Origin of the sequence: Streptomyces sp. NBC_00341 (assembly GCF_041435055.1) — a bacterium.
Classification (GTDB): domain Bacteria; phylum Actinomycetota; class Actinomycetes; order Streptomycetales; family Streptomycetaceae; genus Streptomyces.
Window position 1 is genome coordinate 8,412,841 of sequence record NZ_CP108002.1, and the last position, 16,680, is coordinate 8,429,520.

The following is a 16,680-nucleotide window of genomic DNA, read 5'->3' on the forward strand; positions in this document are numbered from 1 at the left end:
GCCGCGCACCTCATTCGGCCGGTACGGACTCCGGCCGCTCCCCGGCCGCCGCCGGCTCGAACTGCGTCCGGTACAGCTCCTCGTACCGTCCGCCCGCGGCCAGCAGCTCGCTGTGCGTACCCCGCTCGGCCACCCGGCCCTCCTCGATGACCAGGATCAGGTCGGCCGCCCGCACCGTCGAGAGCCGGTGGGCGATCACCACTGCGGTGCGCCCCTCCAGCGCCTCGGCGAGCGCCTCCTGCACCGCCGCCTCCGAGGTCGAGTCCAGGTGCGCGGTCGCCTCGTCGAGGATGACGACGCGCTGACGGGCCAGCAGCAGCCGGGCAATCGTCAGCCGCTGACGCTCACCGCCCGAGAGCCGGTAGCCGCGCTCGCCCACCACCGTGTCGAGACCGTCGGGCAACGAGGCCACCAGCCCGTCGAGGCGCGAACGGCGCAGGGCGTCCCAGATGTCGTCCTCGCTCGCACCGGGCCTGGCGAGCGTGAGGTTGGCGCGGACCGACTCGTGGAAGAGGTGCCCGTCCTGGGTGACCATGCCGAGCGTCTCGCGGATCGACGCGGCGGTCAGATCGCGTACGTCGACGCCGTTCAGCCGCACGGAGCCGGAATCGGCGTCGTACAGCCGGGGAAGCAGCTGCGCGATCGTCGACTTGCCCGCGCCGGAGGAACCGACCAGGGCGATCATCCGGCCGGGCTCGGCACGGAAGGAGACCTTGTGCAGCACCTCCGTACCGCCCCGGGCATCGAGGGTCGCGACCTCTTCGAGGGAGGCGAGGGAGACCTTGTCGGCGGACGGATAGCCGAAGGACACCCCGTCGAACTCCACCGACACCGGACCGTCCGGCACCTTGCGGGCATCCGGCTTCTCGGAGATCAGCGGCTTCAGGTCGAGGATCTCGAAGACCCGCTCGAAGCTCACCAGCGCGCTCATCACCTCGACCCGGGCACCGGCCAGCGCCGTCAGTGGGGCATAGAGGCGGGTGAGCAGCAGCGCGAGCGCCACGACCGCGCCCGGTTCCAGGCTCCCGCGCAGTGCGTAGTAGCCGCCGAGTCCGTAGACGAGCGCGAGAGCCAGCGCGGACACCAGGGTCAGCGCCGTGATGAACGTCGACTGCGCCATGGCCGTACGGATGCCGATGTCCCTGACCCTGCCGGCCCGCGCGGCGAACTCCGCGGACTCGTCGTCGGGGCGCCCGAAGAGCTTGACCAGGGTCGCGCCGGGCGCCGAGAAACGCTCGGTCATCTGGGTCCCCATGGCGGCGTTGTGACCTGCGGCCTCACGCTGCATCCGGGCCATCCTGGAGCCCATCCGCCGCGCGGGCACGACGAACACCGGCAACAGGACGAGCGCCAGCAAGGTGATCTGCCAGGAGATGGTGAGCATCACCGTGAGGGTCAGCAGCAGGGTCACCAGATTGGAGACCACGCCGGACAGGGTGTTGCTGAACGCCCGCTGCGCCCCGATGACGTCGTTGTTGAGCCGGCTCACCAGGGCTCCGGTGCGGGTCCGGGTGAAGAAGGCGACCGGCATCCGCTGCACATGGTCGAAGACCGCTGTGCGCAGGTCCAGGATCAGTCCCTCGCCCAGCGTGGCCGACAGCAGCCGGGTCAGCAGACCGAGCCCCGCCTCGGCCACGGCGATGACGGCGATCACCAGGGCCAGCCGCGTCACCGTGCCGTTCTCCTTGCCCTGCACGATCGCGTTGACCACCCGGCCGGCCAGCACCGGTGTGGCCACCGCCAGCAGGGCCGTGAACACGCTCAGCACCAGGAACCGGTACAGCTCGCGGCGGCGCGGCCGGGCAAAGGCGCCGATCCGGCGCACGGTCGCCCGGGAGAAGGGCCGGCGGTCCTGCTGAGCGTTCATCGCACTGTGCAGCGATGACCACGCCGTGACTTCCATACTCATACGTGCCTCCGGGAACGAGTCGATGCTCCCGTCGGCCGGACACGGCCAGGGACGCAGACAGAACGCTAAGATCTCAAGTCGACTTGAGGTCAACCGCTTTTCTCCGCGCCCGGCGCAGGATCTCATGCCCCGCCCGGATCTCGTGCCCCGTCCGGCGGACCGGCCGGCGAGCACAGCCGAAACCGGGTATCGACCGGAACGCCCACTCCTCGGTACCGCCCGCGGCCCCGACGGCGGACCACGTAGAATCGGCCCCTGTTTCCGGCCGAACGATGGCATACCCAACCGATTGAGGCAGTTCGACGTGAGTTTCACAGACAGTTCCGAGGCACCGATCTACGCCGGTCTCGTGGAGGAGCACGGGGACGTCCTGGCGGAGGTGCGCCGAGTGGCTGAGGAGACTCTGCGCGAGGCCGACCTGGCCGTCGACTTCAGCGATGTACGCAGGTCGGCGGCGTATCGCTGACAGCTGACCGCCCCCGTTCCCGCGGTGGCGCGCCCACTCCTCGTACCCCTGCCGACTCCCGCGTCCCGGCCCCCGGCGCGGCTCCGTGCCGTGCGCCTTCGGAGCCTCTCGCACTGCGGACCCGGCTCCGCCGTCGGAGCATGGTACGAACAGTCGGCGACGGACATCGGGAAGGGACGCCGGATGGGTGGTGAACGGCATGAACCGCCGCCGGACGAGTTCGAGGCCGAGCTGGACCAGATCGCCGAGCTGAACCGGCTGGAAACCCCGCCCCCGGCGCCGCAGGACGGCCGGGGGAGCCGGCAGGCCGGCGAAGGCGTTCCGCCCGGCGAGGCGGTCAGGCGCCGCGACGCGCTCCTGCTCTCGGCCGGTCACACGGTCGCCGAGTCCGACTCGCTCGACGAGGCGCTGAGGCTGGTGGCCGGGCTGTACGCGCCGGACTTCCCGATGGACGCCCAGTACGTGTTCGCCACCGGTGACGGCTCCCTCACCGCGTTGGCGCAGTACGGATTCCGGCCCGGCGGCGTGATCGACGAGGGCTTCCGGATGCCGCTCACGACCGGCTACCCGGCCGCAGAGGTCGCCAGAACCGGCCGGTCGGTGTTCCTGGCCTCCACACAGGAGTACCGCGCCGCGTTCCCGGCCACCTGGCACATGTCGGCCCGCAAGGGCCTCAACGCGTGGGCCTTCCTGCCGCTCGTGACCGCCGGGCGGGTCGTCGGAGTGTGGCTCGCCGCCTTCCGCTCACCCGTCGCCTTCACCAAGAGCGAGCGCGCCCTGCTGAGCGTGACGGGCCGGATGATCGCCCAGGTACACGAACGCGCCCGTGCGGGCAGGGCGGAACTCGCCCTCTCCCGCGGCCTGCGCCAGAGCATGCGCGCCGCGGGCCCGGCGCTGACCGGCCTGAGCGTCGCGACGCGCTACGTGCCGACCGGGGGAGGCCTCATGGTCGGCGGCGACTGGTACGACAGCATCGATCTGCCCAACGGCCGCCTCGCCCTGGTCATCGGAGACGTCCAGGGACACGACGTACACGCCGCCGGGCTGATGGCCCAGCTGCGCACCGCCGTACACGCGTACGCCGCGGAGGGGCACGGCCCGGACGCCGTACTGGCACGGGCCTCCCGCTTCCTCACCACCCTCGACGAGGACCGGTTCGCCACCTGCCTCTACATCGAGGCCGACCCGTCCACCGGCAATCTGCACATCGCCCGCGCCGGCCACCCGCACCCGGTCCTGCGGATGCCGGACGGCACCTGTCTGCTCAAGCACATCAGCGGCGGCCTGCCGCTCGGACTGATGCCCGGCGAGGAGGACTACCCCGTCGACATCCTGCGCCTGCACGACGACGAGGTCCTGATGCTGTGCACGGACGGCCTGATCGAGAACGGCGGCCACGACATGTACAGCGGCTGGGTACGGGTGCGCGACGCGTTCTCGCCCGGTCCCGTGGAGGACCTGGAAGGGATGGCCGACCGGCTGATGTCGGCCGTGCTCAGCCCCGAACCCGGGGCCCGGGAGGGCGTCGCCCGCGACGGCGACGACATCGCGCTCCTGCTCCTGCGCCGGGACTCCGTGAAACCGCGCGCGGAGGTGGACCAGCGCCGGCTGGTGCTGACCATCGGCCAGGACCAGGGCGAGGGGCTGGCCGAGGCGCGGGCCGAACTGAAGGCGCTGCTGCACGACTGGGCGCGGCCGGACCAGGTGGACACCGCGGTGCTCCTGGCGACGGAACTGCTCGGCAACGTACTCGTGCACACCGACCAGGACGGCTCGCTCACCGCTCACGTCACCGGTGAGACAGGCCGGCGCAGGCTGCTCGTCGAGGTCATGGACCGCGGCGACGAACTGCCCCACCAGCGAACCCCGGTCGAGCTCGCCTCCTCGGGGCGCGGCCTGCTGCTCCTCGACATCCTGGCCGACCAGTGGGGTGTGCGGCCCGAACCCGAGGGCAAGACCGCCTGGTTCGCCCTCACGGAGGCGTCCCCGGGCGAGGCCGGGCCAGGCGCCGCGGTCTGAGACCGGGCGCCCCTGCCCGTCACGTTGCTGAGGGAGCGATCAGCGGGGAATCCAGGCCCGCCACGTCTTCTCGTTCTCGTGGACCCACTTCTCCGCCGCGTCCTGGGGCGACATCTTCTGGTCGGCGATCATCATCGCCACCTTGTTCTGCTCCTCGGTGTCCCAGGAGAACTTCTTGAGGAAAGCGGCCGCCTTGCCGCCGCTGCTTGCGAAGCGGGCGTTGAGGTACTTCTTCAGCGGGGTCTGCGGGTAGGCGCAGGCGACCTTCTTCGCGTCGGCGTCGCAGCCCTCCTTGTACGCGGGCAGCTTCACCTCCGTCATCGGCACCTTCTCGAACAGCCACTGCGGCTTGTACCAGTAGGAGAGGAAGGGCTTCTTCTCCTTGGCGAACTGCTTGATCTGCGTGATCTGGGCAGCCTCGGAGCCGGAGAACACGACCTGGTAGTCCAGGCCGAGATTGTGCACGAGGGCCTTGTCGTTGGTGACGTACGACGGGGAGCCGTCCAGCAACTGGCCCTTCCCGCCGCTCTCCGCCGTACCGAGCTGCTTGGCGTACTTGTTGAGGTTGTGCCAGTCGGTGACGTCGGGATGCTGCTCGGCGAAGTACGTCGGTACGAACCAGCCGATGTGCCCGGTGACCCCGAGCTCCCCGCCGGCGCTGATCGTCTTCTTGTCCCCGACGTACCTGGCCTCCTGGTCCGGATGGCCCCAGTCCTCCAGGATCGCGTCCACTCGGCCCTGGCTGAGGGCGTCCCAGGCGGGCACCTCGTCGATCTGGACGGTGTCGACGCGGTAGCCCAGCTCGTGTTCGAGGAGGTACTGGGCGACGGCGACGTTCGCCTGGGCGCCGACCCACGACTGCACGGACAGGGTCACGGTCTTCGCGCCCTGCGCGTTGGCGAACGGCGAGGACTGCTGGGTCATGTCCGCCGCCCCGCAACCGGCCACGGCGACCAGCGCCGTGGCGGAGACGAGCGCGATGAGTGGAGTGCGCGGACGAGCCATGTCAGGCCCCCTTTCCGAAGTGGCGTGCCGTCGGCTGGGTGACGCGGTCGAGCATCAGGCCGAGCAGGACGATCGCGGCGCCGGCGACCAGCCCGGTCGCCAGGTCGCCCTGCGCGAGGCCGAACACGGCGGCGTATCCGAGCGCCCCGCCACCGACGAGACCGCCGATGACCACCACGGCGAGCACCAGGACGACGCCCTGGTTGACGGCGAGCAGGAGCGCCGGCCGGGCCAGCGGAAGCTGGACCTTCAGCAGCTGCTGGACCCCCGTCGCACCGAGGGAGCGCGAGGACTCCATGGTGACCGGGTCGACGCCGTTCAGGCCCTGCGTGGTGATGCGGACGACGGCGGGCAGCGCGTAGATGACGGCGGCGGCCACCGCCGGTGCGCGGCCGACACCGAACAGGGCCACGACGGGGATGAGGTAGACGAACTGCGGCATCGTCTGGAACACGTCCAGCACCGGACGCAGCAGCCGCTCCACCCGTTCGCTGCGGGAGGCGGCGATCCCGACGGCGAAACCGGCCACCAGGGTCACCGCGACACCGGCCAGCACCTGGGACAGCGTGTCGAGCGCCGGATCCCAGACGCCGAGTACTCCGATGGCGGCCATCGCGAGGACGGCGGTCACCGTGGTGCGCCAGGTGCCGATCAGCATGGCGAGCACGGCGATCAGCAGCAGCACCGCCCACCAGGGCAGCCACTGCAGCCCGTCCCGCACCGGGTCGAGGATCCAGGTGGTGAAGTGCGCGGCCCAGTCCGCCGTGCCGCCGACGACCGGGACGCCCGAGTACAGGTGGTCGGTCATCCAGCCGACGGCCCTGTTGACGGGCTCGGCCACCGCGACGGTCCGGCCGTCCGGCCAGGTCGTCCCGGAGACGAGGCGCGCCACCACGGCCACGATCACGGTGCCGGCCGCGGCGACGGCCCAGCCCAGCCGGGCCGATCCGGCCCGGGGCGCGTCGAGCCCGTTGCCCGCCGCGCTGGTGACCCGGTCGAGAACCACGGCCAGGAGCACGATCGGGACGCCGGCCGCGAGCGCGGCTCCGACGTCGACGGAGGCCAGCGCCTGGTAGACGCGGTCCCCGAGACCGCCGGCGCCGATGACCGAGGCGATGACCGCCATCGAGAGGGCCATCATGATGGTCTGGTTGAGGCCGAGCAGCAGCTCCCTGCGGGCCAGCGGCAGCCGGGCGGTCAGCAGCCGCTGCCGTCCGGTGGCGCCGAGCGAGGCCGCCGCCTCCATGACGCCCGCGTCGGCGCCGCGCAGCCCGAGAGCGGTCAGCCGGGCCATCGGCGGCGCCGCGTAGACGACCGTGGCCAGCACGGCGGCCGGCACACCGATGCCGAAGACGAGCACCACCGGCAGCAGATACGCGAAGGCCGGCATCACCTGCATGGTGTCGAGCACCGGCCGCAGCAGGCGGAAGACCCGGTCCGAAAGCCCCGCGGCCAGGCCGAGGAGCGCACCGAGCACCACCGAGACCAGGACGGCGACCACCATCAGCGCCAGGGTCTGCATGGTCGGCACCCACATGCCGAGCAGCCCGCAGAGCAGGAACGCGGCGACCCCGGACAGCGCGAGCCGGACACCGGCCACCCGCCAGGCGATCAGCCCGACCGCCGCGGTGACCCCGGCCCAGCCGGCCGCGAGCAGGACCAGGTAGACGGCGCGCACCGAGAGCACGACGCCGTTGCTGATGTGCCCGAAGAAGTAGAGGAACAGCGGGTGGGTATCGCGGTTGTCGATGATCCAGTCGCTGACGCTGCCGAGCGGACCGGTGAGGTCGACGGTGAGGTCCCCCGGCCAGGCACCCCGGCCGACCAGGACGCTGCCGAGCACCAGCAGCACGATCGCCGCGCCCAGCAGGAGAGGGGTGCGGTGCCGGGCGAAGGCGGTGGCGGTCCCGGAGGGGACGAGACCCGTGGGGCGTGCGGGGGTGGCGGTCGCGGTCATCGCTGCCACCTCCGGCTCGGTACGGCGGGCCTCGCGGCCGACCGCGGACACGGTGCGACGTGGCCCGGCGGGGCCATGGAAAGGGTCATCCGCATCACGCGGCCTCCTTCACGGCCGGAATCCCGGCCACGACGGCGAGCAGGCACGCGTGGTCGACCACGCCCAAGCAGCGCCCCCCGTCGACCACCCGGGCGGTCTCACCGGTACGGACGACCGCCTCGATCGCCTCGGAGACGGTGGTTCCCGGTGTCAGCGCGGGACCCGAGACACTCTCCGTGCCGTCGGCCGGACGCATCGCCGCGCGCACGGTCAGGACCTGTTCGCGCGGAACGTCGCGCACGAAGTCCCGTACGTAGTCGTCGGCCGGAGACCCCACGATCTCCTCCGGAGTGCCCAGCTGGACGATCCGGCCGTCCCGCATCAGCGCGATCCGGTCGCCGAGCTTCAGCGCCTCGTTCAGGTCATGGGTGATGAAGACCATCGTGCGGCCCTCCTCGCGGTGCAGGCGCACGACCTCCTCCTGCATGTCCCGCCGGATGAGCGGGTCCAGGGCGCTGAACGGCTCGTCGAACAGCAGCACTTCGGGGTCGACGGCGAGGGCCCGCGCCAGCCCGACGCGCTGTTGCTGACCGCCCGAGAGCTGCCCGGGACGGCGGTCCTCCAGTCCGTCGAGGCCGACCTTGGCGATGAACTCCGCCGCCCGTGACCGACGCTGGGCCCGTCCCATGCCCTGGATCTCCAGCCCGTACGCGACGTTGTCGACGACCGAGCGGTGCGGCAGCAGACCGAAGTGCTGGAAGACCATGGAGGCGCGGTGGCGGCGCAGTTCACGCAGCCGTCCCGCGTTCATCGACAGCACGTCCTCGCCGTCCATGGTGATCTCACCGGAGGTCGGCTCGACGAGCCGGGTGAGGCAGCGTACGAGGGTGGACTTGCCGGACCCGGACAGGCCCATCACGACGAACACCTCGCCCTTGCGGACATCGAAGGAGACGTCGCGCACGGCGGCGGTGCAGCCGGTCCGCTCGCGCAGTTCCGTGCCGTCGAGCTCGGCCAGCGCGGCGTCACCGGGTATCCGGTCGGCCTTCGGCCCGAAGACCTTCCAGAGGTTGTTCACGGAGAAGACGTGCGGCGGTGTGTTCATCGGGCATGACCCCCAGTAGTGGCGCCGAGCAGCTCCGCGCACTTCTCCCCGACCATCAGGACCCCGATCATCGGGTTGACGGTCGGCATCGTCGGGAACACCGACGCGTCGGCGATCCGGACGGCGTCCAGACCGCGGATCCGCAGATCGGGTGCGACCACGGCGAGCGCGTCGTCGGCAGCTCCCATCCGGCACGTTCCGGCCGGGTGGTACACGGTGTGCGCGACCCTGCGCGCGTACTCGCTCAGATCCTCGTCCGAGGTGACCTCGGGCCCCGGACAGACCTCCCGCTTCAGCCAGCCGGCCAGCGGCTGCCGCGCGGCGATCTCCCGGGCGATCCTGATCCCGTCGACGAGCGTCCGTCCGTCGTAGTCTTCCGCGTCGGTGAAGTAGCGGAAGTCCAGGGCGGGTTTGACCTCGGGGTCGGGGCTGGTCAGATACAGCCGGCCGCGGCTCCTGGGCTTCGGGATGTTCGGCGTCATGGACACCCCGTGCTCAGGACGCTCGTACCCGAGCCGCTCCGGATTGTCCGTGAACGGAATCTGGTAGAAGTGGAACATCAGATCAGGTCCCGGGCTTTCCGGGTCCCGGCGTACGAACAGCCCGGCGTCGCTGTCCATCGCGGAGTTCTCCGGAATCGGCCCGTGGGTCTCCCAGACGATGACCGACTCCGGGTGGTCGAGCAGGTTCTCACCCACACCCGGCAGATCGTGCACCACGGGTATGCCGAGCTTCTCCAGCTCCGCGCGGTGGCCTATCCCGGAGTGCATCAGCAGCCGGGGCGTGTCCACCGCGCCCGCGCACAGCACCACTTCACGCCGGGCGCGTACCAGCCGCTCCGTGCCGTCCGCGGCACGGACCCGCACTCCGGTCGCCCGGTCGCCGTCGAGCTCCAGCCGGAACGCCCAGGTCTCCAGGGCGATATGGAGGTTCGGCCGGTCGAGGAAGGGGTGCAGATACGCGACGGAGGCGGAGGAGCGCTTGTTGTTCTCGGGGTGGTAGGCGAGGTCGAAGAAGCCCACACCGTCCTGGAAGGCCGCCTTGTTGAAGCCCTCGACGCGCGGGACCCCGAGCGTCGACTGCGCCGTGTCGACGAAGTCGCGGGCGATGGCATTCCGGTCGGCCTCGTCCACGGGGACGATGTTGTTGCGCAGCCGTGCGAAGTACGGGTCCATCGACGAGGCGTCCCAGCCGTCCGCGCCCGCCTCGGCCCACTCGTCCCAGTCGGACGGCAGCGGCTTGAAGGCGATCAGGGTGTTGTGGGACGAGCACCCGCCGAGCACCCTGGCCCTGCTGTGCCGGATGTTCGAGTTGCCGCGGGGCTGCTCGGTCGTGGGGTAGTCGTAGTCCAGCTCGCCGCCCAGGAGGCCCATCCAGCGGCGCAGGGTCAGGACATCGTCCCGTCCCACGTCGCTGGGGCCGCCCTCTATGAGGGCGACGGTGACGTCGGGGTCCTCGGTGAGCCGGGACGCGATCACCGAACCCGCGGTGCCGCCGCCGACGATGACATAGTCGTAGGGGGTCATGTTCTCCATCGCCTCTGCTCCTGTCAGCCCGCGAACCAGCGCACCGGGCGCGGGGCGAGGTTCTGGTAGATGTGCTTGGACTCGCGGTACTCGGCGAGACCCGTCGGGCCGAGCTCCCGGCCGATGCCGGACTTGCCGAAGCCGCCCCACTCGGCCTGCGGCAGGTAGGGGTGGAAGTCGTTGATCCAGACGGTGCCGTGGCGCAGCCGGGCCGCGACCCGGCGGCCACGGCCCGGATCGGCGGTCCACACGCCGCCGGCCAGCCCGTACTCCGTGTCGTTGGCGAGCGTCACGGCCTCGTCCTCGGTACGGAACGTCTCGACGGTCAGGACCGGTCCGAAGACCTCCTCGCGCACCACGCGCATGGAGCGGTCGCAGTGGTCGAGGACGGTGGGCCGGTAGAAGTACCCGGGCCCCGCCGGACGTTCGCCGCCCGCCCGCAGCACCGCACCCTCGTGCAGCGCGGAGGCGACGAACTCCTCGGTCCTGGAAAGCTGTTGCGCCGAGACGAGCGGACCGCACTCGACACCGTCGTCGGTGCCGCGGCCGATCCGGATCAGCTCGGCGCGCCGGGCGAGTTCGGTGACGAACCGCTCGCGCACCGACTCCTCGACGATCAGCCGCGATCCGGCGGAGCACACCTGGCCGCTGTGGATGAAGGCGGCGTTGAGCGCCTGGTCCACGGCGGTGTCGAAGCCCTCCTCGGTGGCGCAGGCGTCCGCGAACACCACGTTGGGGTTCTTGCCGCCGAGTTCGAGCGCGACCTTCTTGACCGACTCAGCGGCGGCCCGCATCACCTTCGTCCCGCTGCTGAGCCCGCCCGTGAAGGAGACCAGATCGACCCCGGGGTGTTCGGCGAGCCGGGCGCCGACCGTGGCCCCGGGGCCCGTGACGATGTTGGCGACCCCGGCCGGCAGTCCGGCCTCCGTGAGCAGCGCGATCAGCGCGACCGTGGTGAGCGGCGTGATCTCGCTCGGCTTGATCACGAAGGTGTTGCCCGCGGCGAGAGCCGGAGCGATCTTCCAACTGGCCTGGAGCAGCGGATAGTTCCATGGGGTGATGAGCCCGCAGACGCCGACGGGTTCATGCACCACGACGCTGTGGATCTCCTCGGACCCGGCGTCGACGACACGTCCGCCGCTCTCGTTCATGACGAGGTCGGCGAAGTAACGGAAGGCGTCGCGCACGCAGTCCACGTCGACCCGGCCCTCTTCGAGCGTCTTCCCGGCGTCACGGCACTCCAGCGCGCCGATCCGCTCCCGGTCGCGCTCCAGCAGACCGGCCACCCGCCTGAGCAGCGCGGCGCGCTCCGCGACGGGCGTGTGCGGCCAGGGACCCGCGTCGAAAGCGGTCCGGGCCGCGGCGACGGCGGCGTCCGCGTCCGAGGCGTCCCCCTCGGAGACGACGGCGAACGCGGTCGCGTCCACGGGGTCGAGAACCTCGCGCGTGGCGCCGGACGCGGCGGCTCGCCACTCTCCCGCTACCTGGATCGTGTGTTGTGCCGACACGTCGTGTGCTGCCCTTTCGGTGGCCGTACGTCTGACGCCGGGCGAACCCCGGCGGTCTGGCCCTCTTCCCCGGAAGCCCGAAGCCATGCGCGCGGGCCCTCGCGAAGTGACCCGGCTCACGGGAACCGCACGTCAGGGCCGGGGCGCGGCCGGTTCCGCAGGCCACAGGCGTACGTGTGCCAGTTGAGTGAAACAGCTGAAAAAGATGGATATGAAACTATTTGGGTAATGTGGGCCCCGGCCGGGAACCGACCGTGAGGAGTGGGAACAGCCATGGTGGACGAGCAGTACGAGGAGCCGGACAACACCGCGGTGCGGGTCGCCCTCTGGCGGGCGATGCACGTACAGGTCGACGCCGAGCCACACGTGTTCGAGGACGAGATCGGCCTGCGGCTGGTGGCACCGGAAGAGGACTGGCGGAGCCGCCCCGACATGGACCCGGACGCCACCAGCGGATTCCGGGCCTCCACGGTGTGCCGCGCCCGTTTCGTCGAGGACCTGGTCGCGGAGGAGATCAGCCAGGGCATCGACCAGTACGTCATCCTGGGAGCAGGACTGGACACCTATGTTCAGCGCCGGCCCGGGACAGCCTCCCGGCTCCGGGTCTTCGAGATCGACCAGCCGGCCACCCAGGCCTGGAAACGCCGACGGCTGATCGAACTCGGCTACGGCATCCCAGAGCGGCTGCGACTGGTGCCGGTCGACTTCGAGGCGGGCGGCGACTGGTGGCAACAGCTGTCGGATGCCGGCTTCGACGCGAGCAGACCGGCGCTCGTCGTCTGCGCCGGCGTCACGGTGTACCTCACCAAGGAGGCCATCGCGGCGACCCTGCGCACACTCGGCGGTCTCGCCCCCGGCTCGACGCTCGCCATGACGTTCATGCTGCCCGCCGAACTCGTCGATGACGCGGACCGCGACCGGCTGGAGGAGACCAAGCCGAAGGCGCGCGCGTCCGGCACGCCCTTCATCAGCTTCCACACCCCGCGGGAGATGCTCGCCCTGGCCCGCGCCGCCGGATTCGAAAGCGCCCGGCACGTGTCGGGACCCCAGCTGGCCGCACGCTACTTCGCGAACCGGACCGACGGCCTCCGCCCGTCGAGCGGCGAGGACCTGCTGATCGCCACCGTCTGAAACCCGCCCGTTCCCTTGCCGGGCAGCGGCTGGAAAAGCAGATGCGTGTGGTCTCCGGTGCTGTCACGCTGCGCCGGTGAACCGAGACGAGATCTCCAGAATCGCCCATGCCCACCACCCCATCAAGTCCCCGCTCGACGACGAATCGGTACGTCAACTGCTGGACCACGGCATCACGCGCGGCGACGAGCGCGTACTCGACCTCGGCTGCGGCGGCGGGGAGTGGCTCCTGCGCGCACTGTCCGCCCGGCCGGAACTTCGGGCCGAGGGCGTCGACATCTCCGAGGGCGCGCTGGCGGATGCCCGTAAGCGCGCCACCGGGCTCGGGGTCGCGGACCGCCTGGCCCTCCATCAGCTGCCCGCCGCCGATTTCGTCTCGCCGCACCGGTTCGACCTGGTGCTGAGCTTCGGGGCCGCCCATGCCTTCGGCGGGCTGCTCCCCACCCTTGCCGCGGCCCGTGAACACCTGGCTCCGGGCGGCCGGGTGCTGGTCGGTGACGGCATCTGGGAGCGTGAACCGTCACCGGAGGACGTTGAGATGATGGGGGACTTCGCGGATCTGGCGACGACCGTGGACCGGGTCATGGCCGACGGCTGGACGCCCGTCCACGGCCACGTCAGTACCCGTCGCGAGCTGGACGACTACGAATGGGCCTGCTGGGGGACGCTGGCCGAATGGGCGCTCGACCACCCCGGACACCCGGACGCCGCGGAGGCACTCGCCCTGTCCGCCACCCGCCGCACCGAATGGCTGCGCGGCTACCGCGACACCTGGGGCTTCGTCAGCCTGGTCCTGCGCCGCACCGCCGACTGAGCGGTGGGCGGGGTGTGCCCTGCCCGGATGGGTTGTCCTGCCGTTGCTCACGCCCCCGGTGGTGGCCTGAGCGCGGCGTACGTGCCCGCTCCGGCCGCCAGCAGCAGCACGCAGCCCGTGAAGACGAGTCCGGCCTGGCGCAGCCCGAGCCAGGTGGCGATGGCGCCGACCCCGACGACCGGTACCGAGATGCCGGTGTACGCGACGACGAAGAAGGCCGAGATGGTGCCGCCGCGGTGCTCGGCCGGGGCCGCACCGCTGACCAGGGTGAGCGCCGCGCGAAAGGCGAGGCCCTGACCGGTGCCGCCGCACAGTGCTCCCAGGATCAGCAGCGGCAGGGACTCCGCGATGAGCGACGACGCCACCAGCACCAGACCGGCCATGAGGATGCCGCAGCCGGCCGGGAGCGCGCGGCGGGCGCCGAAACGCTGCGTCAGGGACTGCCCGAACGTCGAGGCCAGGAACACCGAGAAGACCACGGCCCCGGTGACGGCCGCGTTGTGCACCCCCAGCGTCTGCGAGGCGAAGCTCGGTGCGACCGCCGTGAACAGCCCGAGCAGCGCGAAGCCGGCGAAGGCCGCCACGGAGGCGGGCACGAACACGCTCCGCACCTCGGGCGGCACCGCCATGCCCTGGGGTGCGAGGCGCGGCCATCGCTGTGGCTCGGCCACGGTCTCCGGAAGGAACCAGGTGATCCCGAATGCCACGGCCACCAGCCCCAGATGGACCCAGAACGGCAGCGCCAGCGGCCAGGGCGTGTACTGCGCGAGGAGCCCGGACAGCAGCGGTCCGCAGCCCAGCCCTCCCATGTTCGCCGCCGTGGCGGCGAATCCGGCCCGCGCCTTCTGCGCGGGCCCGGCCAGTTCGATGACAGCCGCCGTCGCGGCGCCGCTCAGCAGCCCCGCCGCGAAACCGGACAGCAGCCGTCCCGCGAAGAGCAGCGGCAGACCGCGCTCCAGGAGGAAGCATCCTGCGCTCGCGGCCGACAGGGCCATCGCGCACAGGAGTACGGGTCTGCGGCCGACCTTGTCCGAGTAGTTGCCCGCCAGCAGCAGCACGGTGATGACCGCGACGGCGTAGACGGCGAAGACGACGGTCACCATCAGCTCGGAGAAGCCGATCTGCTGCTGGTAGAGCCCGTACAACGGCGTGGGCAGGGTGGTACCGGCCATCCCGATGGCGAACACCACCGCCGCAGCCAGGTAGCCGGGGTGCTGGCTACCACTTGTGTTCAGCGCATGCTCACGAACGATCACAAACGTCACCATATGATCGGCCGCCTTGCGGGGCGGCGTTCGGCGCGAGGGCGCGTGCCGGGACAGCCGCGCGTACCGGACAACGGCTGCCATACCCTCACCGGCCTTGTCTGTCCGCGTTTCAGGAAATCTTCTCCTGATCGAGTGATCGACCAATCCGCCGGGCGGTCGGCACCGAACCAGCTGCGTGATGATCCTCCGGACCACCCCGATTCGTACCGTGCCCGCTGCCCGAGCCATCGGCCGGGCCGGTGGCGTCCGGGCCGGACACACCACACGGCCTTTCCCGCCGGCGCGAGCGCTCAGTACCAGGCCGTCCTGACCGGCCGCTGCCGCCCGGCACCCGTCGCAGACGCAGCCGCCGGCTGCGACATCTGTCCCCCGACCCGTATTCCAGAACCCGTATTCCATCAAGGAGAACACCATGAACGCCCTTCGCTACCGTCGTGCAGCCGTCGCCGTCGCCGCAGCCGCCGTTCTTCCGCTGGCGCTGACCGCGTGCTCGGACGACAGCTCCGACAAGGCGTCGGACAGCAAGTCCAGTGCCGCTGCCGCCGCTCCGGACGCTTCGGAGCCGGCCGCCGCCGACTCCGCCTCGATGGACAAGCCGTTCGGCCCGGCCTGTGCGGGTGTCCCGAAGCAGGGCGCGGGCAGCTTCGACGGGATGTCGAAGGACCCGGTCGCCACGGCCGCCTCCAACAACCCCGACCTGTCCACCCTGGTGACGGCGGTCAAGAAGGCCGGCCTGGTCGACACGCTCAACAACGCCAAGAACATCACCGTGTTCGCACCCACCAACGAGGCCTTCGCCAAGATCCCGAAGGCCGACCTGGACAAGGTCCTCAGCGACAAGGCGACGCTCACCAAGATCCTGACCTACCACGTCGTGGGCCAGAAGCTCGCCCCGAAGCAGCTGGAGAACGGCAGCTTCGACACCCTGGAGAAGTCCAAGCTCACCACCTCCGGATCCGGTGAGTCCTACAAGGTCAACGACAGCGCCAAGGTGGTGTGCGGCAACGTGCCCACGGCCAACGCGACGGTCTACATCATCGACACGGTCCTGATGCCCAAGTAGTCGCGGGCGAAGCCCAGACAGAGCCGCCCCGCTGCGGACCCGCCGGAATCAGCCCCCCGGCCCGGGTCCGCGGTGGGGCTTTTCGCGACGTGGACCCTGCGGTGCCCCGGGGGCCGTCCGTACCCCGCTCAGTGGAGGGTGCGGCTCAACAGCCGGACGGCCGCTCCATGGCGAAGCCGCCGCCCCAGGCCGCTCATCCGCAGCCGCCACGGCGGTGGCCGGGGCGTGGCGCGGACGATGTCGAGCACCCGCCCCTTCAGGGCCGCGGGCGGGACCGTCGTCGACGCCATCCCCAGGCGGGCGGCGGTCGCCCGGAACTCCTCGCACTCGCGAAGGCACGTGGGGCATCCCGCACAGTGGGCCTCGACGGCTGTGCGCTCCCGCCCCTCCAGCGCATCCAGTGCGTACGCACCGGTCAGCATATGAACGTCGGACACCATTTCCTCCTGTACTTGACGGAACGGCTGAGCAGCTGTGTGTGGGGGAATGGAAAACGGCAACACCGAACTGCGGTACCGACTCTTCGTCACCCGAATTATCGATAACCGGAAACGCGTTGACGGGAAATCGGTGGTCCCTGTCCGAATTCTTCTCCGAAGTCGTCGCAGGTGCCGTTGGTCCGGCCGTTCCTGAGTGATCCGTAGCCGAGTCGGCTACGGATTGCCGTCTGGGCGAAATTGGTCAAGATCCCCCGAAAACTCAGCGCGTTGGGATGACTTACGAACTGCGGGACAGACCGTTCGGGTGAATGTTCGTACTGCTGCGGCGAGTGAATGGCTGTTGCTTATTGCGATGGGTTCGCAATAAGCGGGGTGGTTTCACTTATGGCCTACACGTGGCGGCGTGTTCTCCGTGAAATCGACGGAAGGC

13 protein-coding genes are annotated in these 16,680 nt (G+C 70.7%); 5 read left to right on the top strand and 8 right to left on the bottom strand.

Annotated elements, in window-relative coordinates:
* Positions 1–10: 10 nt before the first annotated feature.
* Positions 11–1,909: an ABC transporter ATP-binding protein gene (locus OG892_RS37515; protein ID WP_328864333.1), complete on the bottom strand. Its 1,899-nt coding sequence runs from the start codon at positions 1,907–1,909 to the stop codon at positions 11–13.
* A gap of 304 nt (positions 1,910–2,213) precedes the next feature.
* Here OG892_RS37515 and OG892_RS37520 point away from each other — a divergent pair, with 304 nt between their 5' ends.
* Both OG892_RS37520 and OG892_RS37525 read left to right on the top strand, forming a co-directional pair.
* The gene (locus tag OG892_RS37520) at positions 2,214–2,375 is read left to right on the top strand and encodes a hypothetical protein (RefSeq protein ID WP_199884365.1); all 162 of its coding nucleotides are present in this window, start codon (positions 2,214–2,216) and stop codon (positions 2,373–2,375) included.
* A 183-nt stretch (positions 2,376–2,558) separates the two neighbouring features.
* Positions 2,559–4,394: a SpoIIE family protein phosphatase gene (locus OG892_RS37525; protein WP_371631405.1), complete on the top strand. Its 1,836-nt coding sequence runs from the start codon at positions 2,559–2,561 to the stop codon at positions 4,392–4,394.
* A gap of 39 nt (positions 4,395–4,433) precedes the next feature.
* Here OG892_RS37525 and OG892_RS37530 read toward each other — a convergent pair whose 3' ends face one another.
* The 5 genes from OG892_RS37530 to OG892_RS37550 form a co-directional block, all read right to left on the bottom strand.
* Complete coding sequence (locus OG892_RS37530) at positions 4,434–5,399, bottom strand: ABC transporter substrate-binding protein (protein ID WP_371631406.1); 966 nt, start codon at positions 5,397–5,399, stop codon at positions 4,434–4,436.
* A 1-nt stretch (position 5,400) separates the two neighbouring features.
* Entirely contained in the window at positions 5,401–7,356 is a 1,956-nt protein-coding gene (locus OG892_RS37535; RefSeq protein WP_371631407.1) for an ABC transporter permease, read from the bottom strand.
* A gap of 94 nt (positions 7,357–7,450) precedes the next feature.
* Positions 7,451–8,500, bottom strand: coding sequence for a glycine betaine/L-proline ABC transporter ATP-binding protein (locus OG892_RS37540; RefSeq protein ID WP_328864330.1), 1,050 nt, complete (start codon positions 8,498–8,500; stop codon positions 7,451–7,453).
* Positions 8,497–10,035 (bottom strand): GMC oxidoreductase, encoded by a 1,539-nt coding sequence (locus OG892_RS37545; RefSeq protein ID WP_328864329.1) that lies wholly within the window; start codon positions 10,033–10,035, stop codon positions 8,497–8,499. Before OG892_RS37545 ends, OG892_RS37540 begins: the two co-directional genes overlap by 4 nt.
* A 14-nt stretch (positions 10,036–10,049) precedes the next feature.
* The gene (locus OG892_RS37550) at positions 10,050–11,534 is read right to left on the bottom strand and encodes an aldehyde dehydrogenase family protein (RefSeq protein WP_371631408.1); all 1,485 of its coding nucleotides are present in this window, start codon (positions 11,532–11,534) and stop codon (positions 10,050–10,052) included.
* Between the two features lie 273 nt (positions 11,535–11,807).
* On the opposite strand from OG892_RS37550, the gene OG892_RS37555 reads away from it, so the two are divergent.
* Together OG892_RS37555 and OG892_RS37560 are read left to right on the top strand one after the other, a co-directional pair.
* Positions 11,808–12,665: a class I SAM-dependent methyltransferase gene (locus tag OG892_RS37555; RefSeq protein WP_371631409.1), complete on the top strand. Its 858-nt coding sequence runs from the start codon at positions 11,808–11,810 to the stop codon at positions 12,663–12,665.
* A 76-nt stretch (positions 12,666–12,741) separates the two neighbouring features.
* Positions 12,742–13,479, top strand: coding sequence for a class I SAM-dependent methyltransferase (locus OG892_RS37560; protein ID WP_328864326.1), 738 nt, complete (start codon positions 12,742–12,744; stop codon positions 13,477–13,479).
* Between the two features lie 47 nt (positions 13,480–13,526).
* On the opposite strand, the gene OG892_RS37565 is transcribed toward OG892_RS37560, so the two are convergent.
* Positions 13,527–14,735, bottom strand: a complete 1,209-nt coding sequence (locus tag OG892_RS37565) for an MFS transporter (RefSeq protein ID WP_371631410.1) — start codon at positions 14,733–14,735, stop codon at positions 13,527–13,529.
* A gap of 424 nt (positions 14,736–15,159) precedes the next feature.
* On the opposite strand from OG892_RS37565, the gene OG892_RS37570 reads away from it, so the two are divergent.
* Positions 15,160–15,810 carry a fasciclin domain-containing protein gene (locus OG892_RS37570; protein ID WP_073733987.1) on the top strand — a complete coding sequence of 217 codons (651 nt, stop codon included), beginning with the start codon at positions 15,160–15,162 and terminating at the stop codon, positions 15,808–15,810.
* Positions 15,811–15,938: 128 nt separating this feature from the next.
* On the opposite strand, the gene OG892_RS37575 is transcribed toward OG892_RS37570, so the two are convergent.
* The gene (locus OG892_RS37575) at positions 15,939–16,247 is read right to left on the bottom strand and encodes a zf-HC2 domain-containing protein (protein WP_143195052.1); all 309 of its coding nucleotides are present in this window, start codon (positions 16,245–16,247) and stop codon (positions 15,939–15,941) included.
* Positions 16,248–16,680: the final 433 nt, after the last annotated feature.

Excerpts from the sequence above, each read along its gene's own strand:
- OG892_RS37535 (WP_371631407.1), bottom strand. The coding sequence starts at position 7,356 with ATGACCGCGACCGCCACCCCCGCACGCCCCACGGGTCTCGTCCCCTCC.
- OG892_RS37545 (WP_328864329.1), bottom strand. The coding sequence starts at position 10,035 with ATGGAGAACATGACCCCCTACGACTATGTCATCGTCGGCGGCGGCACC.
- OG892_RS37530 (WP_371631406.1), bottom strand. The coding sequence starts at position 5,399 with ATGGCTCGTCCGCGCACTCCACTCATCGCGCTCGTCTCCGCCACGGCG.
- OG892_RS37515 (WP_328864333.1), bottom strand. The coding sequence starts at position 1,909 with ATGAGTATGGAAGTCACGGCGTGGTCATCGCTGCACAGTGCGATGAAC.
- OG892_RS37555 (WP_371631409.1), top strand. The coding sequence starts at position 11,808 with ATGGTGGACGAGCAGTACGAGGAGCCGGACAACACCGCGGTGCGGGTC.
- OG892_RS37570 (WP_073733987.1), top strand. The coding sequence starts at position 15,160 with ATGAACGCCCTTCGCTACCGTCGTGCAGCCGTCGCCGTCGCCGCAGCC.
- OG892_RS37540 (WP_328864330.1), bottom strand. The coding sequence starts at position 8,500 with ATGAACACACCGCCGCACGTCTTCTCCGTGAACAACCTCTGGAAGGTC.
- OG892_RS37525 (WP_371631405.1), top strand. The coding sequence starts at position 2,559 with ATGGGTGGTGAACGGCATGAACCGCCGCCGGACGAGTTCGAGGCCGAG.